The organism is Marinobacter qingdaonensis (assembly GCF_034555935.1).
Lineage (GTDB): Bacteria > Pseudomonadota > Gammaproteobacteria > Pseudomonadales > Oleiphilaceae > Marinobacter > Marinobacter qingdaonensis.
Map to the genome: position 1 here is coordinate 2,867,007 of NZ_JAYDCJ010000003.1, position 21,571 is coordinate 2,888,577.

20 protein-coding genes and 2 tRNA genes are annotated in these 21,571 nt (G+C 62.6%); 6 read left to right on the forward strand and 16 right to left on the reverse strand.

Going from position 1 to position 21,571, the window contains the following annotated elements; genetic code table 11:
- Positions 1-6: 6 nt before the first annotated feature.
- The 4 genes from U5822_RS16345 to U5822_RS16360 all read right to left on the reverse strand — a co-directional run bounded on the left by U5822_RS16345 (position 7) and on the right by U5822_RS16360 (position 2,556).
- The gene (locus U5822_RS16345; RefSeq protein WP_322856675.1) at positions 7-801 is read right to left on the reverse strand and encodes an MOSC domain-containing protein; all 795 of its coding nucleotides are present in this window, start codon (positions 799-801) and stop codon (positions 7-9) included.
- Between the two features lie 134 nt (positions 802-935).
- Positions 936-1,011, reverse strand: a tRNA-Gly gene (locus tag U5822_RS16350).
- A 72-nt stretch (positions 1,012-1,083) separates the two neighbouring features.
- On the reverse strand, positions 1,084-1,803 hold the full coding sequence (locus U5822_RS16355) for a murein L,D-transpeptidase catalytic domain family protein (protein ID WP_322856676.1): 720 nt from the start codon (positions 1,801-1,803) through the stop codon (positions 1,084-1,086).
- 150 nt (positions 1,804-1,953) lie between these two features.
- The gene (locus tag U5822_RS16360) at positions 1,954-2,556 is read right to left on the reverse strand and encodes a DUF924 family protein (RefSeq protein ID WP_322856677.1); all 603 of its coding nucleotides are present in this window, start codon (positions 2,554-2,556) and stop codon (positions 1,954-1,956) included.
- A gap of 104 nt (positions 2,557-2,660) precedes the next feature.
- Between U5822_RS16360 and U5822_RS16365 the strand changes: the two genes are divergently transcribed.
- The 3 genes from U5822_RS16365 to U5822_RS16375 all read left to right on the forward strand — a co-directional run bounded on the left by U5822_RS16365 (position 2,661) and on the right by U5822_RS16375 (position 4,219).
- On the forward strand, positions 2,661-3,029 hold the full coding sequence (locus tag U5822_RS16365; RefSeq protein WP_322856678.1) for a sirohydrochlorin chelatase: 369 nt from the start codon (positions 2,661-2,663) through the stop codon (positions 3,027-3,029).
- 79 nt (positions 3,030-3,108) lie between these two features.
- Positions 3,109-4,011: a TIGR01777 family oxidoreductase gene (locus U5822_RS16370; RefSeq protein ID WP_322856679.1), complete on the forward strand. Its 903-nt coding sequence runs from the start codon at positions 3,109-3,111 to the stop codon at positions 4,009-4,011.
- 132 nt (positions 4,012-4,143) lie between these two features.
- A tRNA-Glu gene (locus U5822_RS16375) sits at positions 4,144-4,219 on the forward strand.
- 26 nt (positions 4,220-4,245) lie between these two features.
- On the opposite strand, the gene ccoM is transcribed toward U5822_RS16375, so the two are convergent.
- Entirely contained in the window at positions 4,246-4,404 is a 159-nt protein-coding gene (gene ccoM / locus U5822_RS16380; RefSeq protein WP_322856680.1) for a cytochrome c oxidase subunit CcoM, read from the reverse strand.
- Between the two features lie 261 nt (positions 4,405-4,665).
- On the opposite strand from ccoM, the gene U5822_RS16385 reads away from it, so the two are divergent.
- The 3 genes from U5822_RS16385 to pta are packed head-to-tail and all read left to right on the forward strand — an operon-like array spanning position 4,666 to position 10,479.
- On the forward strand, positions 4,666-7,083 hold the full coding sequence (locus U5822_RS16385) for a bifunctional diguanylate cyclase/phosphodiesterase (RefSeq protein WP_322856681.1): 2,418 nt from the start codon (positions 4,666-4,668) through the stop codon (positions 7,081-7,083).
- 21 nt (positions 7,084-7,104) lie between these two features.
- Positions 7,105-8,310 carry an acetate/propionate family kinase gene (locus U5822_RS16390; protein ID WP_322856682.1) on the forward strand — a complete coding sequence of 402 codons (1,206 nt, stop codon included), beginning with the start codon at positions 7,105-7,107 and terminating at the stop codon, positions 8,308-8,310.
- A gap of 15 nt (positions 8,311-8,325) precedes the next feature.
- Positions 8,326-10,479 (forward strand): phosphate acetyltransferase, encoded by a 2,154-nt coding sequence (gene pta, locus U5822_RS16395; protein WP_322856683.1) that lies wholly within the window; start codon positions 8,326-8,328, stop codon positions 10,477-10,479.
- A gap of 27 nt (positions 10,480-10,506) precedes the next feature.
- On the opposite strand, the gene der is transcribed toward pta, so the two are convergent.
- From der to iscR, 11 genes are all read right to left on the reverse strand, one after another.
- Positions 10,507-11,928 (reverse strand): ribosome biogenesis GTPase Der, encoded by a 1,422-nt coding sequence (gene der / locus U5822_RS16400; RefSeq protein WP_322856684.1) that lies wholly within the window; start codon positions 11,926-11,928, stop codon positions 10,507-10,509.
- A 58-nt stretch (positions 11,929-11,986) separates the two neighbouring features.
- The gene (gene bamB, locus U5822_RS16405) at positions 11,987-13,135 is read right to left on the reverse strand and encodes an outer membrane protein assembly factor BamB (RefSeq protein WP_322856950.1); all 1,149 of its coding nucleotides are present in this window, start codon (positions 13,133-13,135) and stop codon (positions 11,987-11,989) included.
- Between the two features lie 23 nt (positions 13,136-13,158).
- Positions 13,159-13,812, reverse strand: a complete 654-nt coding sequence (locus U5822_RS16410; RefSeq protein ID WP_322856685.1) for a YfgM family protein — start codon at positions 13,810-13,812, stop codon at positions 13,159-13,161.
- A gap of 44 nt (positions 13,813-13,856) precedes the next feature.
- Positions 13,857-15,137, reverse strand: coding sequence for a histidine--tRNA ligase (gene hisS, locus U5822_RS16415; protein ID WP_322856686.1), 1,281 nt, complete (start codon positions 15,135-15,137; stop codon positions 13,857-13,859).
- Between the two features lie 51 nt (positions 15,138-15,188).
- On the reverse strand, positions 15,189-16,307 hold the full coding sequence (ispG, locus tag U5822_RS16420) for a flavodoxin-dependent (E)-4-hydroxy-3-methylbut-2-enyl-diphosphate synthase (RefSeq protein ID WP_322856687.1): 1,119 nt from the start codon (positions 16,305-16,307) through the stop codon (positions 15,189-15,191).
- 35 nt (positions 16,308-16,342) lie between these two features.
- Positions 16,343-17,353 (reverse strand): RodZ domain-containing protein, encoded by a 1,011-nt coding sequence (locus tag U5822_RS16425; RefSeq protein WP_322856688.1) that lies wholly within the window; start codon positions 17,351-17,353, stop codon positions 16,343-16,345.
- Entirely contained in the window at positions 17,343-18,149 is an 807-nt protein-coding gene (gene pilW, locus U5822_RS16430) for a type IV pilus biogenesis/stability protein PilW (RefSeq protein WP_322856689.1), read from the reverse strand. Before pilW ends, U5822_RS16425 begins: the two co-directional genes overlap by 11 nt.
- A gap of 39 nt (positions 18,150-18,188) precedes the next feature.
- Positions 18,189-19,301 carry a dual-specificity RNA methyltransferase RlmN gene (gene rlmN / locus U5822_RS16435; protein ID WP_322856690.1) on the reverse strand — a complete coding sequence of 371 codons (1,113 nt, stop codon included), beginning with the start codon at positions 19,299-19,301 and terminating at the stop codon, positions 18,189-18,191.
- A 60-nt stretch (positions 19,302-19,361) separates the two neighbouring features.
- Positions 19,362-19,790: a nucleoside-diphosphate kinase gene (gene ndk, locus U5822_RS16440; protein WP_036129335.1), complete on the reverse strand. Its 429-nt coding sequence runs from the start codon at positions 19,788-19,790 to the stop codon at positions 19,362-19,364.
- A 70-nt stretch (positions 19,791-19,860) separates the two neighbouring features.
- Complete coding sequence (locus U5822_RS16445) at positions 19,861-21,009, reverse strand: IscS subfamily cysteine desulfurase (protein ID WP_322856691.1); 1,149 nt, start codon at positions 21,007-21,009, stop codon at positions 19,861-19,863.
- Positions 21,010-21,027: 18 nt separating this feature from the next.
- Positions 21,028-21,525 (reverse strand): Fe-S cluster assembly transcriptional regulator IscR, encoded by a 498-nt coding sequence (iscR, locus tag U5822_RS16450; RefSeq protein WP_322856692.1) that lies wholly within the window; start codon positions 21,523-21,525, stop codon positions 21,028-21,030.
- Positions 21,526-21,571: the final 46 nt, after the last annotated feature.

The following is a 21,571-nucleotide window of genomic DNA, read 5'->3' on the forward strand; positions in this document are numbered from 1 at the left end:
TGAACTTTACTCCGTAGGGTTGACGGTAATCGGATCGCCGACGCGGATCCGCCCGGTCGATTCGTGGATCGCATTCATTCCAAAGAGGACGCCTTCCGCCGTCCGCCGATAGCTGGACAGGGTCCGAAGGGGCTGGACCTCCGGATCCTTGGTCCCGGCGTCGGGATCAACCGTGGTCATCACGCAGCGGGAACAGGGTTTGACCAGACTGAAGCGGATGTCGCCGACGGTCAATTCCCGCCAGCCATCTTCGGCCCAGGGCGCACTGCCCGCCACCACCAGGTTCGGCCGGAATCGGCGCATCTCCACGGGGGCTGCCAGCCGCTCGTTCAGCTCGGCCAGGGACGCCGTGGTGGTCACCAGAAGCGGAAAACCGTCGGCAAAACTAACCCGCCGACGGTCCAGCACCCGGGCCGTATCCACCCGCCGAAACGACTCATCGGGCATGTACACGAACCGCAAACTGGCGCCGCAGAACTGGCTCAGCGCGGCATTGGCGTCCTCCGCGGCTTCCAGCGCCGGCACCCAGTCGTTCCAGACCAGCGCCCGCAGCTCCGTGCTGGAGGGCGTCAGCTGGAACCGCCCTTGCCCGGGGATATCGACGCCCACCTTACCATCGACCATTGCCGTGGCAATCGTCGCAAGTTCCGGGTGGCTGCGCTGGGTGACGAACCGGCGCTGGTCATCGATGATCATCCAACGCCGATCGCCCGCCGGACCAAATTCATCCAGCACAAAGTCGTCAACCGGGATGCCGGCCAGGGATTTGACCGGGTAAATCCAGAGGGCATGAACCTTCATGTGGTGGCGCCTCCCGCGCTGCCTTGGCTGCATTCAGGGGGGCGATTATAACTGACCGCAACGGCGAACGCCGTGTTTGGGCTGGCCAGAAACGAAAAAACCCGGCTTCAGAAGAAACCGGGTTTTTTGGAATCTGGAGCGGGAAACGAGATTCGAACTCGCGACCCCAACCTTGGCAAGGTTGTGCTCTACCAACTGAGCTATTCCCGCAGTGCTGTTCGGTTGTTGCCGACAACGGAGGCGTATTCTACGGATCGAGACTTGGCCGTCAACCACTTTTTCTCAAGTTTTTTCATGTTTTTTTGCCAGCGCGGCGAACTTGCCCGGGCCACAGTTCAACAGGCCGGAATTTTCCAGCCACTGCTGGTCCGGGTAGTACTTGAAGATCAACTGACCGCTCTTCAGGTTGTTGACCACCTGATCGACCACTCCGCGATCCACCGCCGGGCAGCCGTGACTGCGGCCGATACGCCCGTACTGACTGACCCAGGACTCGTTGACGTAGTCGGCCCCGTGGATCACGATGGCTCGCTCGCGCGCCCGGTCGTTGACGCCAGGCTCGAGCCCATCCAGGCGCAGCGCGTAGCCATGCCTGCCATAGTAGGACTCGCTGCCCCGGAACAGTCCCAGGCTCGACTGGTGACTGCCCTCGATGTTCGAGAAGGCCGTGGATTCGAAGTTACCGGAGTTCTTGCCATGGGCCACCAGTTCCCTCAGCAACAGCTGCCCGCTGGTGAGGTCGAAAATCCACAATCGTTCTTCGCTCGATGGCAGGGAAAAATCAATGATTGCCAGGCGCTCAGGCATCTCAACCCCGTTGGACACCGCACACCGGGACGCCCGAAAGGCCGTCTTCAACACCGATGGATTGAGCTTGGGCGCGGCCTGGGTAAGCCGCTGCATGAGGGCCTCATCCAAGGCCGAAGCCGCGGCGGGCAAAGACAGCACAGAGCTGAGCGCCAGGGCGAGCCAGGCGCAGACACATCGTTCTGCACGGAACATGGTTATCCTCGAAGTCTTGGAACGGGTAACTGACGAATCTACCCACACGAATCAGTGTGGCGCATTTTAGCAAGACCGTTCGGGATTCCGCCCCTACCGTACGATTTCTATACAAAAAATTATAAAAGGTGGCGATTTCGCCCGTGGCCCTTACTGCCCGAAACGCCGACCGCCCGCCAGGTACTCCGCCTCCTCCTCGGTCGACTTCCGTCCGAGGGCCTTGTTGCGGTGGGGGAACCGGGAAAAGCGGGCGATGATATCCCGATGGTCTCGGGCCGACTGGGCAAAGCTTTGCAGAAAGTCGCCCAGCAAGCCGCCGGCGGAGGCCGCCAATTGCTCATAGCACTCCACCGACTCCTTTTGATCCTGCAGGCGCTCGGAATGCTGCAACGGCATGTAGAGAAAGGCCCGATGCAGTGGGGGCAAGGCCATGTCCTGGCCCTTGTTCATGGCCTGTCGACACAGCTTGCGGGCCTGAACGTCCTGGTCGAAGGCCAGGGCACCGCCGCGGAAGATATTCCTGGAGAACTGATCGAGCAGGAGAATTTCCGCCAGGGCACCGCCAGGCTCAGAGCGCCAGTGATCCAGGCCCTGCTCCGAGGCAAACAGCACCATGGACAGAAACCGCCGCCGGATCTCCTGGTCGAACTTCCGGTCCGAGCGGAACCACTTGCTCCGGTGCTCTTGGTCCGGCAACCCCTGGTCATCCAGCGCACCGAACCAGAAATCCAGAATCTCTTTCCAATCGAACATACACCGACACCCTGTTATCTTGACTGTATAGGCGCTCCGAAACCGGCGCGCGACTGCAGCAGGTATACGCAAGCCCATCCGTACATGATGACTCGGGAGAACCGATGAGCAGCCGCATTATTTTGTTAGCCCACGGCAGCAGTGACAAGCGCTGGTGTGAGACCTTCGAAAACCTGGCCAGTCCAACCCTGGCCGCCGTCGCCGACTCCCGCATCGCCTACATGGAACTGGCGGAACCGAGCCTGGACCAGGTCGTTGCGGAGGGTGCCCAGGCAGGCATTGAGTCGTTCACGGTGGTGCCGCTGTTCCTTGCCGCCGGCCGTCACCTGCGCAAAGACGTACCCGCGATGATTGCGTCCATGGAGCAGCAGCATCAAGTCCGGATCGAACTGGCCCCGCCCATTGGCGAAAACCCACAACTGGGCCTGGCCATCAAAGACGTGGTCATGCAGCAGTTAACCAGCGGCGGCTGAAACCGGGGATCGGGGCTGGAGGCGTGTGCCAACCGGCCCGGCGGCTTTGACAGCATGGGACAGCATGGAGGGAAAGAGAATGAACAAGCGGGTTCTGATCACTGGAGGTACAGGGTTCATCGGCAAGATCCTGTGCCGGGAACTGCTGGACAAAGGCTATGACCTTACGGTCTACAGCCGGCAACCCAGCACCGATGTGCTGGCTGTCTGCGGGCGCGTGGAGGCGACCCAGGATCTGCACCAGCTGCGCTCCCACCCCGGTTTTGACGCCGTCATAAACCTGGCCGGCGAAGGCATCGCGGACAAACGTTGGTCAGAAAACCGCAAGCAGGCGTTGCGGGACAGCCGGATTGCCGTGACCGAGACCCTGGTCGAGGTCATCCAATCCTGGCAGGCCCAGCCGGAGGTACTGGTGTCCGGTTCCGCGGTCGGCTTCTATGGCGACCAGGGCGACCGGGAGGTCACCGAAGCCACGCCACCCCACGACGAGTTCACCCATCGGCTCTGTCGTGACTGGGAACAGGCCGCCCTGGCGGCAGCCCAAGGTGGAGTTCGGGTTTGCCTGTCGCGGACCGGGGTGGTGGCGGGCTCCGGCGGCGGTTTCCTCGCTCGCATGTTGCCGCCGTTCAAGCTCGGCTTGGGAGGCCGCCTTGGCCACGGACAGCAATTCATGCCCTGGGTTCACCGTCAGGACGTGTTGGACGCCCTGATCTGGATGCTGGAAACCCCGCAGGCGCAAGGCGCCTATAATGTAGTGAGCCCGGCTCCGGTAACCAACGCCGAGTTTACCCGCTGCCTGGGCAAGGTCCTGCATCGGCCCACGATCTTCCCGGCCCCCTCTCCCATGCTCAAGCTGGCGCTCGGGGAAATGTCGACCCTGCTGCTCACCGGACAACGGGCTATGCCGGCCAAACTCCTGGCCGAAGGCTACAACTTCAATTTTTCCGAACTGGAGCCGGCACTTCGAGAGGCAGTCCGCTGACATCAGACGCACGCACGGGTAAGGCAGTCGTTGCTGGGGGAGTGAATTTTTTTCGAGAAAGGCGTTGACACCTCAGGGAGGCTTACTTAATATACGCGCCACCTCGACGAGGCAAGGTTTTGAAACCGATGCGTCCCCTTCGTCTAGTGGCCTAGGACTCCGCCCTTTCACGGCGGCAACAGGGGTTCGAACCCCCTAGGGGACGCCATTTTTTCTTCCTTGAATTCAGCGCGTTTAACCCGGCGCACCACCCTTCCCTGCTTTTTTCTGGTCCTCTCTCCGAAAGTCGTGGACTCTCTGATCCCGCACGACGAAGACCGCGACGCCGACGAAAAAGCCCAGGATCATCAGTACCGTTACAATTCCAGCGATCACTACCGCATCCATATACATGGTTCGGGTCTCCCATCCTTATTCGATTGATGGAGACAAGGCTACGTGGCGACGCACCGGCCGGTATTGACCCACGTCAAGTGCAAGGCATTCGGCGCAACGGGCTTGAGCCCGGCCACTGAGCACACCCTTTTTTCCTGTCATTATTTTTCTCTATTTTTCCTGTATTTGCAGGGCAATTGCCACAGACTGCTGCTATAGTCGGAAAGTTAACGGCTCGACCTTTCTCCAAAACCAGATCGGGTGGCAGACGTTTACCTCATGCCCAAATTGTCGACGCGACTTCAACGCTTTCGAAAAGGCTCGCCGCTGTCCTTCCGGCTGTTGGCCTGGATACTGCTGTTCAGTTCGGTGTTTACCCTGATTGCCTCGGGCATCCAGATCTATTCGGACTACCGCAAGGATCTGTCCCAGATCGACAATCGCATGAAGGTGGTGGAATCCGGCTACTCCTCCAGCCTGGCCCGCAGCCTGTGGGCCCTCGACCAGAAACTGCTGCAGACCCAGATGGAAGGCATCCTGAGCCTGCCGGACATTGTTCACCTGCGCCTGCGCATTGAGCCGGACTCGGAACTGGTCATGGGCGACATCCCGCGCGGGGCCCAGATCCGCTCCCACAGCTTCAGCCTGGTGCACCAGGGCGATGAGATGTTCAAACTGGGTGAACTGACGGTCACCGCGGACCTGAAGCGGGTGTTCGAGGAAATGGAGCGCAAAGTGGGCATCATCCTGGCCACCCAGTTCCTGAAAACCTTCTTTGTATCCATCCTGATCATCTGGATATTCCAGCACTTCGTGACTCGCCACCTCTCCACCATGGCGGATTATGCCCGGGACTTTTCGCTCGCCAACCTATCCCGACCGCTGGCCCTGGACCGACCGGACACCCCGACCAATCGGAGTGACGAACTCGGGCGGGTGTCCGACGCCATCAACCAGATGCGGCAGCGCCTGAACGACGACCTGGCCCGACAGGAGCGGGACGCCGCCGAAATCCGCAAGTTCTCCAAGGCCATCGAGCAAAGCCCGTCCTCGGTGCTGATCTGCGACCGCCAGTGGCGGGTGGAATTTGCCAACCACAAGTTCACCCAGCTCACCGGACACAGCGCCGATGCCATCCTTGGCAAACACCCCGGCGCCCTGAGTGACAACGACGTGGAGAATCGCGAGAGCCGACACCTGTGGCAGTCCATCCGGCTCCAGGTTCAGCGCGTGGGCGTCTGGCAAGGCGAGGTCAACAGCGTTCGCAAGAACGGCGAGCGATTCTGGGAGCAGTTGATCGTCACACCGATCAAGGACGGCACCGGCGAAGCCACCGGTTACCTGATCCTCGGTGAAGACATCAGCATCCGCAAACGCTATGAACAGCAGCTGCTGCGGCAGGCCAACTACGACATCCTGACCGGCCTGCCCAACCGCATGCTTGCTCTCGATCGCCTGAAGCTCGCCCTGGCCCAGGCCCGGCGGGAGAACAGCCTGGTCGGGGTCATGTTCCTGGACCTGGACAACTTCAAGCACATCAACGACACCCTGGGCCACGACGCCGGCGATAACCTGTTGGTGGAAGCGGCCCGGCGAATTTCCAGCTGCCTGCGTGGCACCAGCACCGTGGCACGCCTTGGCGGCGACGAGTTCCTCGTTATCCTGCCCGGGCTGACGGACGCGGAAGCCTCGGTCCAGGTGGCCGAGCGGATCCTGCAAACCTTCTCCCCGCCCTATCTCCTGAACGGCCAGGAAGTGTTCGTCACCACCAGTATCGGTATTGCGGTCTTCCCGACCGACTCCGACAACAGCGGTACTCTGTTGCAGCATGCCGATGCCGCCATGTACCAGGCCAAGCACAAGGGCAAGAGCGCCTACGCGCTGTTCGCACCGGAGATGACCGACGTCTCCCACGAGCGGTTGCAGATGGAGTCGCGGATGCGGCGGGCCCTGGAGCTCAAGGAATTCCAGCTGGACTTCCAGCCCATTGTCTACACCGATTCCGGCAACCTGTGCTCCGTGGAGGCGCTGCTGCGCTGGAACAACCCCACCATGGGCATGGTCATGCCGGACCGCTTCATCCCCCTGGCGGAAGAGACCGGCCTGATCATTCCGATCGGCGAGTGGGTGCTTGAGGAAGCCTGCAAAGCCGCGATGACCTGGAAACGGATTGCCGGACGGGACATTGGCATCTCGGTCAACGTGTCACCCCGGCAGTTCCGGGACCCCAATTTCACCGACGCGGTCATGCGGGCCCTGGCCAACAGCGGTCTGGCGGCGGAGCAACTGGAATTGGAGATCACCGAGCGGCTGCTGCTGGACAACTCCATCGAAACCGCGGAGATACTGCGCCAGCTCGATCAGGCCGGCATCCGACTGTCGGTGGACGATTTCGGTACCGGCTACTCCGCCCTCAGCTACCTCAAGAGCTACCCGTTCGACACCCTGAAGATCGACAAATCCTTCGTTCAGGACGTCATGAAGGAACCCGAAGACGCCTCATTGGTGCGTGCGATCATCAACATGGCCCACAGCCTGGGCCTCCGGGTCATTGCCGAGGGGGTGGAAGACGAGCCGCAAACCCACTTCCTCAAGGAGGAAGGCTGCGACTTCTGCCAGGGCTACTTCTACAGTCGCCCCCTGCCCGGCCTGGAGTTCGAGGACTGGCTCAGCACTAACCAGCGCGTACAGATCTAAACAGCAGGATCATTGCACATCATGGAAGACCAGCTACTTGTCGTGAATTGCGGCAGCTCATCCCTGAAACTGGCCGTGTTCGACCAGGGTCGGCGCAAACTGGTATCGGTGCTTGCTGAACGGCTGAACACCGACGAGGCCAGCGCGCGCATCAGTGGTACCGCCGAGACCATACCGCTGCCCGACAACGGCAGTTACGAGCGCGTTCTCGCTGCCCTGGTGGAGGCACTGAAAACCCGCGGCATCCTGTGCCGGGACCCGGTGGCTATCGGGCATCGCGTGGTGCACGGGGGCGAGACCTTCCGCGGCGCGGCCTTGATCGACGATCAGGTGGTGGCGGCCATAGACCATTGCGCCAGCCTGGCCCCCCTGCACAACCCGGTGAATCTGGCCGGCATTGCCGCGACCCGGGCGCTCTACCCGGAGGTGCCCCAGGTCGCGGTGTTCGACACCGCGTTTCATCAGACCCTGCCGCCCAAGGCGTTCCGCTATGCCCTGCCCGAGACTTACTACCGGGACTGGGCAGTTCGACGCTACGGGTTTCACGGCACCAGCCATTACTTCATGGCCCAGGAGGCCGCCAGGCTGCTGGCGCGCACGCACGACACCACCTCCATTATTTCCGCCCACCTGGGTAATGGCTGCAGCGTTGCCGCCATCCGAAACGGGCGCAGCGTCGATACCAGCATGGGCCTGACGCCCCTGGAAGGCCTGGTCATGGGCACCCGGAGCGGCGATGTCGACCCCAGCCTGTTCGACTACCTGGCCGGCAAGGGCCTGTCGGCAGCGGAGGTGCACAAGACCCTCAACAAGCAGAGCGGCTTGCTGGGGCTGTCCGGCGAGTCCAACGACATGCGCACCCTGTGCGATCTCGCGGAACAGGGTCACAGCGGGGCCGCCCTGGCCATTGATGTCTTCTGCTTCCGGCTCGCCCGCTACCTTGGCGCCATGACGGCGTCGCTGACGGCACTGGATGCCCTGGTGTTTACCGGCGGCATTGGCGAAAACAGCGCCCGCGTGCGCCAGCAAACGGTTGAACACCTGTCGCTGCTGGGCATCACCCTGGATTCTGTGGCCAACGCCCGCAACGGCGCCGACACAGAGGGGCGGATCAACGCGGCCGAGTCCCGCTACCCGGTTCTGGTCATTCCTACCAACGAAGAACGGGTGATTGCCGAGGAAGCCCTGCGACTGGCGCGTTCGACCCAATCCCCCTCAACCGACTAGTTTCAGGACCCCGACATGGCAAAAAGTCTGTACATCGCTCCCACGTCCATGGACTCAGGCCTGACCTCGGTTTGCCTGGGGCTGCTCCGAGCCCTGGAGCGGGTCGGAGTCAGCGTCGGCTTCTACAAGCCCTTCCACCAGGCGGTGCACCAGGGCGAGGCCCGACACAACGAGGGCAAGGATACCTCGGTGGAGTTCGTGCGCGCCCGCAGTCACCTTCAGCCGCCCGACCCGATCTCCCTCAAGCAGGCCCAACGACTGCTGAATCGAGGCCAGTCCGATCTGCTCATGGAGAACATCGTGGGCGAGTTTCAGAAAGTGGCCCAGACGGTGGATGTCGTGGTGATCGAGGGCCTGGTCCCGGACCGCAGCGAGGCCTACATCGCGCGCCTGAACGTCGAAGTCGCCCGCAACCTGGGTTCGGAAGTGATTCTGGTCAGCGCGCCGGAGCATCGGGACGCCCCCGAACTGGACGAAGAACTCGACTTTTCGGCACGCCTGTTCGCCGACCCGTCCGACCCGGACGTCATCGCCGTGATCCTCAACAAGGTCGGCGAGCCCGCGCAAGCCGGGCTGTCCCTGCAACGGGCCGACGCACCGAGCCAGTCTCCACTGGATTACCGCAGTCGGTGCCGGGTCTTCAGCGAGCACCGCTTCCACTTGCTGGCGCAGATTCCCTGGCAACCGGGACTGTTGGCGCCCCGGGTCTCGGACATCGCCCGGGAACTGGACATCGACGTGCTCAACGAGGGCCAGATGCACAGCCGCCGGATCCAGCACCTGTCGGTGTGCGCCCGGACCATCCCCAACATGGTCGACTCCCTGAAGCCGGGCACCCTGCTGGTAACCCCCGGTGATCGCGAGGACATCGTTGTCACCACCGCGGTCGCGGCGTTGAACGGCGTGCCCCTGGCGGGTCTCATGCTGACCGGCGGGCTGTTGCCGGATGACCGAGTGATCAAGCTGTGCCGACGGGCCCTGGACACGGGGCTGCCGGTTCTTGGCTCCCACGCCAATACCTACGAAACCGCCCACCGTTTGGCCAACCTGTCGTCGGCGATCCCGGCGGACGACCCCGAGCGCATCGACAAGGCCATGGAAGCCGTCGCCACCCGCATCGACACGGACTGGCTGCAGGCGCATCTGAAGGTGTCCCGGCAGAGGCGGCTCTCCCCGCCGGCGTTTCGATACCAGTTGTCAGAGCGTGCCCGGGCCGCAAACAAGCGGATTGTTTTGCCGGAGGGCAGCGAACCACGCACCGTGCAGGCCGCGATCATCTGCCATGAGCGGGGTCTGGCTCGTTGCGTGTTGATTGGCGAGCCCGCGGAAATCCGCCGGGTCGCGGAATCCCAGGGCATGCCCCTGCCCGAAGACATCGAGGTGATCGAACCTGGCCGGGTCCGTCAGGACTACATCGCCCCCATGGTGGCGCTGCGCAAGCACAAGGGCCTGGCCCCGGACATGGCCGAAGCCATGCTCGAGGACAACGTGGTCCTGGGCACCATGATGGTGGCTCAGGGCGAGGCCGACGGTTTGGTGTCTGGCGCGATACACACCACCGCCAACACCGTGCGGCCGGCGCTGCAGCTGATCAAGACCCACGATCATGCCCGGGTGGTGTCGTCGGTCTTTTTCATGCTGCTGCCGGAACAGGTGGTGGTTTACGGCGACTGCGCCATCAACCCCGACCCCGATGCCGAGGCCCTGGCGGACATCGCCATCCAGAGCGCACAGTCCGCGGAGGCATTCGGCATTGAGCCGGTCGTCGCCATGATCAGTTACAGCACCGGTGAGTCCGGGAGCGGCCAGGATGTCGACAAGGTTCGGGAGGCGACCCGGATCGCCCGGGAGCGTCGCCCGGACCTGCTGATCGATGGCCCGCTGCAGTACGACGCCGCGGCGATTGAGAGCGTGGGCAAGAGCAAAGCCCCGGACAGCAAGGTGGCAGGCCGGGCCACGGTTTTCGTGTTCCCGGATCTGAACACCGGCAATACCACCTACAAGGCAGTCCAGCGCAGCGCCAACGTGGTCAGTATCGGACCCATGCTGCAGGGGTTGCGAAAGCCGGTAAACGACCTGTCCCGGGGGGCGTTGGTGGAGGACATTGTCTTCACCATTGCCCTGACCGCGGTCCAGGCCAGGCAGGCGGAAGGCACGGCACCGGAGTAATCCGGCACCGTGTCCGAGGCGCCGGAATCAGCGCTTGACGCTTTTCTGGCGGGGTTTCTTGATGCGCCGACCCTTCTTCAGGTCGTTGTCCTTTTTCACCTTCTGGCGCGGCGTCAGTCGGTCGACCTTGCCGGCAAACGGGTTTTCCCCGGACTTGAACTCGAACCGGATGGGCGAGCCCGTCACCTTCAGGACCTTGCGGAAGGTATTTTCCAGGTAACGCTTGTAGGCCCCGGGCAAGGCGTCGACCTGGTTACCGTGCACCACGATGACCGGCGGGTTTGAGCCGCCCTGGTGGGCAAAGCGCAGCTTGATCCGGCGGCCATGAACCATCGGCGGTTGGTGCTGGGCCACGGCATCCTGAAGAATCGCGGTCAACCGGTTGGTGGGCCACTTGGCCATGGCCGACTCATAGCAGTCCTGGACCGAATCGTACATCACACCAACGCCGGATCCGTGCAGGGCAGAAATGTAGTGTTTGTCCGCATAGTCCAGGAAGTCCAGGCGGCGCTGGACCTGTTCCTTGACCCGCGCTCGGTCGTCCGGGTCCATGCCGTCCCATTTGTTGACCGCGATCACCAATGACCGTCCGGCGTCCAGAACGAAGCCGATCAGGTGCAGATCCTGGTCCACCAGCCCTTCCCGGGCGTCGATGACCAGAATAACCACGTGGGCGTCATCGATCGCCTGCAGGGTCTTGATGATGGAAAACTTCTCGACCGTCTCCCGGACGTTTTTCCGGCGCCGCACCCCGGCGGTGTCGATCAGGGTGTACTCGTGGCCCTGACGCTCGTAAGGAATGTAGACACTGTCGCGGGTGGTGCCGGGCATGTCGTAGACCACCACCCGGTCCTCACCCAGCATCCGGTTCACCAGGGTCGACTTGCCCACATTGGGCCGGCCGACCACACCAATCCGGATACCGGGGTAGCGATCGGCCCGGTCCGCCTCGTCCAGCTCCTCGGCAGACGGCAGCAGCAATTCGAGCATGGAGCGGATGCCGCGGTTGTGGGAGGCGGCAATCAGGAAGGTGGATTCAAATCCCAGGCTGTAGAAGTCGGCGGCGGCGATGTCAGGGTCCTGGCCATCGGTCTTGTTGACGACCAGATGCGCCTGCTTGCCGGAACGCCGCAGGTGGTTGGCGATGGTTTCGTCGCCGGCGGTCAGGCCCGCGCGACCATCCACCAGGAACAGGACGATGTCCGCTTCCTCCACGGCCTGCAGCGACTGCCGCGCCATTTCGGCGTCCAGGCCCTGCTCGTCGCCGGTGAGCCCGCCGGTGTCGATGACGATGAAACGCTGGCCTTCGTAGTTGCCCTCACCGTACTTACGGTCGCGGGTCAGGCCAGGGAAATCGGCAACCAGGGCATCCCGGGACCGGGTCATCTGGTTGAACAGGGTGGACTTGCCGACGTTCGGCCTGCCGACCAAGGCAATAACTGGGGTCATAATAAATCGCTACGCAAAAAGGAAAACAGCCCAGTGCGTGCACCGGGCTGGGAATGGTTCAGTCGACCGGTCGGATTTTAAGCACCGCCATGTCGCCGCTGTTGCCATAAACCAGCAGGTTACCATCGCTCAGGCGCTGTGCCGGTACGCGTATACCCTCATCATCGAACTCGAGCTGGCCCTGCAGGCTGCCGTCCTCCCGGGACAGGATGTGCAGGTAGCCCTCGAAATCCGAGGTCACCAGGTAATCATCGACCACCATAGGCTGGGTCAGCTGTCGCCAGGCCAGGCGATCCTGGACCCAGAGTTCCCGCCGGTCGGAGCCGCGCAATGCCAGCAGATCACCATTGGCGGACGCCAGGTAGATGTCGCCACCGCCCACCATCGGCGCGTGCAGACTGGACGCCTTGCGGCTCCAGATTTCCTGACCGGTGCGGATATCGACCAGGGCCAGTTTGCCCTGATAGCCCACCACCAGAATGGCGGAATCCAGCACCAGCGGCTGGCCGGTAATGTCCACCAGGCGCTCCAGTTCGGTGCGGCCCTGGGGCTCGCCCACCTCGTACTGCCACAGCGGCTGACCCGCGTCGGCGCTCAGGGCAATGAGCTTGCCATTGGCGAAGGACGCGATAACGATGTCGCCGCCCACCAGCGGGGCCGCGGCGGCCCGAATCGACAACACCGGCACCACACTGTCGTACTGCCAGAGCTTTTCACCGGTATTGGCGTTGAATGACAGGACCCGGCCGTCGGTAGTCTGGGCCACCACCAGTTGGCCATTGGACTGCGGCGTTGCCAGCACTTCCGTCGGCAGTGGCGCGCGCCAGAGCTCACGGCCATCTTCGCGGGACAAGGCCAGAAGATCAGCGTCCCGGGTAGTCAGGTACAGGCGCTCGGCGTCACCGCCAACACCGGCAAAGATCCGGTCGTCCAGCTTGGCACGCCACACCACCTTGCCGTTTTCCGCCCGAACGGCGTAGAGCACGCCGTCGGCGGAGGCCGCGTACAGCACTTCACCGGTGTTCAGAGGCGCCAGATAGAGGAAGTCCTCGTCGTGGCCGTCACCGACCGACATGCTCCAGACCTGCTCGAACTCCACCGAACTCTCGATTTCGGGCACCGGCGCCGGCTGTTCAAAGGTATCGGTTGTGCTGCAACCGGCCAGCGCCAGCATGGTCACCATGCCGGCGCCCAGGACGCCGCGCATCAACCCGTTGCGAGACCATCGCATCAGGCGTCCTCCCCGACACCGAGGTCAGACAGCTTCAGCTCCAGGATGCCGCTGCGGCCCTGCTGGCTTTGCGCCCGCGCTGCGAGGTACGCCTCGCGCGCGCCGGCTTCATCGCCCTTGGCCAGCAGGATATCGCCACGCAGCTCGGAGAAGATCGCGGCGAACGCATCGGCATCGGCCGCGCCGTCAAGGGTGGCCAGGGCATCGTCGTGCCGGCCGGCGTCAAACTGGGCCCGGGCCAGACGGCTTCGCACCACCAGCTTCAGAGCCTGTTGATCGCCGCTCTTATCCAGCGCCCATTGCAGGGATTCGATGGCGCCCTTGGCATCACCGTCCATCAGCTGCTGCCGCGCCAGAATCAGGTTGCCATAAACCGCGTAGGCGCTGTCGCTGTAGTCTTCGCGCAGGGTTTCGGCGACGAAGGCCACGGTCTCAGCGCTAGTCTCATCACCCTGGGCACTGAAGGCATTGAGCAGGTTGGCAAACTGGTTAGCGGCCTCGGTACGCTGCTGCGCCTGGTGGTTTTGCCAGGCCTGCCAGCCAAAGACGATGGCCAGGGCGGCACCGATACCGATCAACAGCGAACTGCCGTTCTTTTTCCACCAGTCCTTGATCGCCTGGACCTGTTCTTCTTCGGTGCGCATTTCAGCCATGGTGACTCCTGTAGTCGAATTCGTTGCTTTTGTTAAATCGGGGTTCAGTTATTCAGGGCGCTGGCCAGTGCCGAAGCCAGGTCACCGCGGGCCAGCTCACGCTGCTGCTCGTCCGAGCGCAGGGGCTTGAGTCCGGCCGTGCCATTGGCCACTTCGTTGTCACCGAGGATCACCGCGTACTGGGCGCCACTCTTGTCGGCCTTCTTCATCTGGCTCTTGAAACTGCCGCCGCCGCAATGGGACACCACGGTGGCCTCGGGCAAGGCGGCACGCAACTCGTCGGCCAGGGCCAGGGCCGAGGCGACGGCTCCCTCACCCATGGCGGTGACGTACACATCGGCGTGGTTGTTGACGTGGGGCGGAATCAGATCCAGCGTTTCCAGTAGCAGGATCAGGCGCTCCACGCCCATGGCAAAACCCACGGCCCGGGTGGGCTTGCCACCCAGTTGCTCGACCAGACCGTCGTAGCGGCCGCCCGCACACACTGTGCCCTGGGCGCCGAGGCTGTCGGTGATCCACTCGAACACGGTCTTGCCGTAGTAGTCCAGTCCGCGCACCAGGGCCGGATTGACGGTGTAGTCGATACCGGCCGCGTCCAGCAGCGCCCGCAGCCGGTCGAAGTGCTCCCGGGACTCATCGTCCAGGTATGCGTCCAGCACCGGCGCGTTTTCCAGGATTTTCCGCGTGGACGGGTCCTTGCTGTCGAGAATCCGCAGAGGGTTGGTGTCGAGGCGGCGCTGACTGTCCGCATCCAGCTCCGATTTGAACTGGCTCAGATACTCCACCAGCGCGTCCCGGTAGACCCGGCGGGCTTCGGAGGTACCAATGGAGTTAAGTTCGAGACGGGTATGCTCGGCCAGGCCCAGCTCCTTCCAGAGTCGAGCGGTCAGCATCAGCAACTCCGCATCGATGTCCGGACCGGCCATGCCGAAGCACTCCACCCCGATCTGGTGGAACTGACGATAACGGCCTTTCTGGGGCCGTTCGTGCCGGAACATGGGGCCGGTGTACCAGAGTCGGCGGGTCTGATTGAACAGCAGGCCGTGCTCCTCAGCGGCACGGACGCAGCCGGCGGTGCCTTCAGGCCGGAGGGTCAGGCTGTCACCGTTCCGGTCGTCGAAGGTGTACATTTCCTTCTCGACGATGTCGGTGACCTCGCCAATGGATCGTTTGAACAGGTCGGTCTGTTCAACGATGGGCATTCGGATCTCCTGGTATCCGTACTGCCCCAGCACCTTGCGCACCGTTGCTTCCACAAACTGCCAAACGGGCGTCTGCTCCGGCAGGATGTCGTTCATCCCGCGAATTGCCTGAATCTTTGCCAAGTTAAACCCTTACACGTCTTTCTGTATTAGTCGCCGGACAGGCCCTGTTGCTCAGCTGTCGGACCGGGCGATGATCGCATCTTCTTTTTCCTTGCGCCGCGCCACCTCTTCGCGGATCAATCGCTCGAGATCGTCGGTCAAGGTGTCCTGGCCCAGCTTCTGGTTCGGCTTGCCCGCCATGTAGAACAGGTTCTTGGGGGTGCCGCCGGTCAGCCCCAGGTCAGCCTCTTTCGCCTCCCCGGGACCATTCACGATGCAGCCGATGATGGCCACGTCCAGCGGCGTGTTGACGTCCTCCAGCCGCGCCTCCAGGTCGTTCATGGTCTGGATGACGTCGAAGTTCTGGCGCGAGCAGCTCGGGCAAGCGATGAAATTGATACCGCGGCTGCGCAGGCGCAGGCTCTTGAGGATGTCGAAGCCCACTTTGATTTCCTGCACCGGATCGGCCGCCAGGGACACGCGAATGGTGTCGCCAATGCCGTCCATCAGCAGCATGCCGAGACCAATGGACGACTTCACGGTGCCCGACCGGAAGCCCCCGGCCTCGGTGATCCCAAGGTGCAGCGGTTGTTCGATCTGGTTGGCAATGGCGCGGTAGGCGGCCACCGTCATGAACACGTCCGAGGCTTTCAGGCTGACCTTGAAGTCCTGGAAGTCGTAACGGTCGAGGATATCGATGTGGCGCATGGCCGATTCCACCAGCGCCTCCGGCGTCGGCTCACCGTATTTGCGCTGCAGGGCCTTTTCCAGGGAACCGGCATTGACGCCAATCCGGATCGGGATGTTGCGGTCCTTGGCGGCACTGATCACTGCGCTGACCCGATCGTCCCGGCCAATGTTGCCGGGGTTGATGCGCAGGCAGTCAACGCCCAGCTCGGCAACCCGGAGCGCAATCTTGTGATCGAAGTGGATGTCGGACACCAGCGGCACTGACACCTGGGCGCGGATCTTGCCGAAGGCCTCCGCCGCCTCCATGCTCGGGACCGAAACCCGCACGATGTCGGCACCGGCCTCTTCCAGAGCGCGAATCTGCGCGACGGTGGCCTCGACATCGCAGGTGTTGGTATTGGTCATGCTTTGGACCGCGATCGGCGCATCACCACCCACAGGGACATTACCCACCATGATCTGGCGGGATTTGCGTCTAACGATTGGAGATTCGTGCTTCATGAGTTACCGACCGATACCAATAAATTCAACAAGTTTCAGATCGTCAGAGTAAATTCCGACCGATTGTTCACCACCCGGTAGCCGCTCATATCGACCGGTTCACCCTGGAACCGGATGCTGCCTACCGCATCAACGGCGCCGATCACCACCCGCAGGGGCGCTTCCCCGGACACATCGACCTGATCACCACCGCGCTGCAATGAGTTCACCAGGCGGTTCCCGGTGGCATCGCTGATCTGGACCCAGCAGTCCCCGGTGAAGGTGATCTGCAGACGGCCGGTGTCAGTGATTTCTGCCGGCGCCACCGGACTCGCCAAAGCCGGCTCCAGAGTCTGGGCAGGTACCACGGCGGTCTCAGGCTGTTCCTCGGGGGCCTCAACGATAGCCGGCTCCGGACTCTCTACCTCGGGTTCGGACGCCGCCGGCTGTTCAGTCGGCTCCGGCTGGATCGATGCCTCGACCGGCTCACTGGTCTCCGGCTCGACCCCCGCTGCGGGTTCCGTGCCGCTGTCCACCGGCGCCGAAGCGGCTTCCGCCTCCAGGTTGGTCTCGTTGTCTGGGTCCAGGTCCGGCTGCGCGTCGCTGGCCGGTTCCTCGACCAGATCTTCCGGCAGGACCGAATCGGTACCTGGCAGCACGAAGGCAAAGACCAGGTAGGCCGCCAGGGCCAGCATACCCACGATCAGCGTGAACTTGGCCGCGCGACGCTTGCGACGGCGGCGGCGTTCGATGTCCACCAAAGGATTGGCTTCCACCTCCTGCTCGCGCTTCTGCCGCAGCGGTTCCAATTCCCGATCCAGCTCGGCCATCAGGGCATTGGTGTCCAGGCCGACGTGACTGGCATAGGCGCGCACGTAGCCTTTCAGGAAGAGCTCGCTATCGATCTGTTCGTATTTACCCGCTTCAATCGCCTCGATCACGGCCGGGCGTAAATGTTGAGCCTTGGCAACATCAGCGGCGCTCAGACCTTTTTGCTCACGGGCGCGCTGCAGCTGCTGGCCAACTGGCTCACCCGATACCGTCTGGGCATTGTCTTCACTGGCCATTGGAGATCAGCACCTTGTATTGTTCGTATTCAACGGACTCAGGGAAATTGTTTTTCAGTTGCAGGGCCAGGCTGGCTTCCTGATCGCGATCATTCTGATAGCGGGCAATACGGATCCCGGTCAGCAGGCTTTCCGGTGAATGCCGCAGACGCTGATTGCGCTGCATCATGGACGACAGGCGGGAATAATAAAGGGCGGCGGCGTTGAAATCGCCCTGCTCTGCCAGCACCCGCGACAGCGCCAGCAGTGCGCGGGCATCGCCCCGCTTGAGCTCCACCGCCCGACGGTACGAGGCAGCGGCGCCATCCAGCGCACCCAGACGCTCCTGGGTCATACCCAGATTGAAGAAGACCGAGCCCCGGTCCTTGTATTCGGTGTCCCGCGAGGCCGCCCGGAACTGACTGGCGGCATCCTGCATCCGGCCCTGGCCGAACAGGAACGCGCCGTAGTAGACCCGGGCCCGGGTGTAATCCGGGTCGGCCGAGATGGCCCGGCGGAAGCTCGACTCGGCCAGCTCGGCCTCGCCCTCGGCGTTGTAGATCAGACCCATCGCGGCCCTGGCGCCGGCACTGTCGCCGTCGAGATCCAGGGCCCGATCCAGGTGGTGGCGGGCCCGATCCAGATTTCCCTGGCCGATGTAAGCGGTGGCCAGTTGCACGTAGTCCTCGATGGCTTCCTGCCGGTCGGCTTCCCGGGAAAACCGACTGTCCGTCGTGGTCACACAGCCCGTGACGAATACCGCGACCAAAGCCAGCCCCAGGACGGAAAAACGCCAGTTCGTCGATTTGTACGTCACAGTGCTGCCTTCCTCGCTTGCTTCGATGTCAGTGCCGTGTCAGGGATTGACCTGTTGAACCTGGATATACCGTTGGCTGCGACGGGTACGATCCTCTACCCGACCTACCAACTGACCACAGGCGGCGTCGATATCGTCGCCCCGGGTGGTCCGGATGGTGGTAATGTACCCGGCTTCGTTCAGCACCGCCTGGAACCGCCGGGTGGCGTTCATGCTCGGCCGACGAAAATCGCTTTCGGGGAACGGGTTAAAAGGTATCAGGTTGATTTTGCATGGTAAATCGCGCAACAGCTTGGCCAGTTGCCGGGCATGCTCGGGCTGATCGTTCATGCCCTCAATGACCGTGTATTCGATGGTGGCCTTGCGCTTGTCTGGCAGTTTGGCGAAGTAGCGCTTGGTCGCGGCCAGCAACTCGGCAATGGGGTACTTCTTGTTCAGCGGGACCAGCTTGTTGCGCAGCTCGTCGTTGGGCGCGTGCAGCGAAATGGCCAGGGACACGTCGGTGACTTCCGCCAGACGATCCAGGGCAGGCACTACGCCGGAGGTGCTCAGGGTTACCCGGCGTTTGGAAATGCCGTAGGCCAGGTCCTCCATCATCAGGTTCATGGCGTCGACCACGTTGTCGAAGTTGAGCAGGGGCTCCCCCATGCCCATCATCACCACATTGGTGATGGGCCGATCCGGACCCGGCTCGAATGGCATAAACGCTTTGCGCGCAACCCAGACCTGACCGATCACCTCGGCCGCAGTCAGATTCCGGTTGAAGCCGCGCTTGCCGGTGGAGCAGAACGTGCAGTCCAGGCTGCAGCCGATCTGGGATGACACACACAGGGTGCCCCGCTCACCGTCGGGAATCAGCACGGTCTCGACGCTGTTGCCGTTGTCCATGCGCATGACCCATTTGCGGGTGCCGTCTTTCGAGGTCTCGTCGTACACCACCTCCGGCCCGCGAATCTCGGCCACCTGCTTGAGTTTCTCGCGCAGGGCCTTGCTCATATTGGTCATTTGGTCGAAGTCATCGGCACCGCGTTGGTGAATCCACTGCAACACCTGGGTGGCACGAAAACGTTTTTCGCCCAGGGATTCGAAGAAAGCTTCGAGCTTGGCTTTCGGCATCCCCAGAAGATTCGTTTTTTCAGCGGCCGCTGTCATCTCATAACCTCGATCAAATAACCAATTCGGGGGCGGTTGATCCGCCCCCGAGCAACGCTATCAGCCGCGCGGGCAGATCTCGTTGTCATTGAAGAAATACGCAATCTCACGCTCGGCAGACGCCGCAGAGTCGGAACCGTGCACGGCGTTGGCGTCGATGGAGGACGCGAAATCGGCGCGGATGGTGCCGGCGTCGGCTTCTTTCGGGTTGGTAGCGCCCATCAGGTCGCGGTTCTTCAGGATGGCGCCTTCGCCTTCCAGAACCTGGACAACAACCGGACCGGACGTCATGAATGCCACCAGATCGTTAAAGAACGGACGCTCTTTGTGCTCGGCGTAGAAGCCCTCGGCCTGCTCCTGGGTCAGGTGCATCATCTTGGCCGCAACGATGTTCAGGCCAGCCTTCTCAAAACGGCTGTAGATTTCACCGATCACGTTCTTAGCAACCGCGTCGGGCTTGATAATAGAGAGCGTACGCTCATTTGCCATGGTCTTTCTCCATACTTGGGTTCAGGTTGAAATTCCGGCCTGCGATTATACGCAGTCGGAGGCCAACTGCCTACCGCACTGCTCGCAGGCGGGTAACAACATCAACAATTTGCGAGCTGGCGAACGCGACCTCCTCGGAGGTGGTAAAACGGCCCAGGGAGAACCGGAGTGCACGGTGGGCGAGCTCATCACTCAGGCCAATGCCTCGCAGCACAAACGACGGCTCGATGGTGGCCGAGGCGCAGGCCGATCCGGACGACACCGCCAGATCCCGCAGGCCCAGCATCAGCGATTCGGCCTCGACCCCCTCGAACGCGAGATTGACGATACCCGGTACCCGGGACTCCTGACTGCCATTGAGCGTGACACCGTCCAGCCCCTCAAGGCCGTCGAGAAACGCCGACCGCAATCGCTCCAAGTCATCCATTTCGGCCTCCAGACCAGCCTCAGCCAGCGTAAAGGCCTTGCCCATGCCGACAATCTGGTGCGTCGGCAAGGTCCCGGAACGCATGCCGCGCTCGTGGCCGCCACCGTGAATCTGAGCCTGAATCCTCACGTCCGGAGACCGGCGAACGTAGAGCGCGCCGACACCTTTGGGCCCGTATACCTTGTGTCCGGACAGGGACATCAGGTCGACATTCAGAGCCGACACGTCGACCGGCATCTTGCCGGCGGCCTGGGCGGCGTCCACGTGCAACAGCACCTTCCGGTCCCGCAGCAGCCGGCCGATGGGGGCAATATCGGTAATGCAGCCCAGCTCGTTATTGACCAGCATCAGACTGACCAACACCGTGTTGTCCCGCAGCGCGTCAGCCACCTGTTCGACCCCGATCCGACCGTCCAGCCCCGGCGTCAGCCAAGTGACCTCCACACCGTTTTGCTCCAGGTGCTTGCAGGTATCGATCACCGCCTTGTGCTCAATCACCGAAGTGATGATGTGGGCATTGTCGCGACCCTCGACCGCGCCCTTGATCGCCAGGTTATCCGACTCGGTGGCACCGGAGGTCCAGACAATCTCCCGGGGATCGGCGTGGATCAGGCGGGCGACCTGCTGGCGCGCGGACTCAACCGCCGCTTCCGCCTGCCAGCCCAGGGCGTGGGATCGGGACGCGGGGTTGCCGTAAACCCCGTCCGGGGTCAGGTATTTGATCATGTCTTCGGCGACAGCGGGATCAACAGGCGTCGTCGCCGCATAGTCCAGGTATACGGGTTTCTTCATGGTCTCAGGGAGTTATGTTCAGGCCGGCGCCTGGTCGGACAGGCGTTCGGTGTTGATCGTTTCAGAGCCGTTGTCAGACTGACGGCGGTTCTGCCGGTCCGCAACCTGGCGGATTTCGTGCTTTTTCATCAGGTCACCGAGACTGATCTCGCTCAGGAACTGATGAATCTGATCACTCAGATCAGACCAGAGGTGATGGGTCAGGCATTTTTCGCCATGCTGGCAATCGCCTTTGTTACCGCAGCGGGTGGTGTCCAGCGATTCGCTGACCGCGTCCACCACCTCGGCCACATAGACCTCGTCCGCGTCCCGGCTCAGGCGATAACCACCACCCGGACCGCGCACGCTGATCACCAGTTGCTGGCGCCGTAGGCGGGAAAACAGCTGCTCCAGGTAGGACAGCGAGATTTGCTGCCGGGCTGAAATGTCTGCGAGACTGACCGGCCCCTGATCTCCGTGCAGAGCCAGATCCAGCATCGCCGTCACGGCGTAGCGGCCTTTGGTGGTCAGCTTCATACAATCAGCCCCATGATGGGATTGAATCTCGAAATACAGCAGCGAG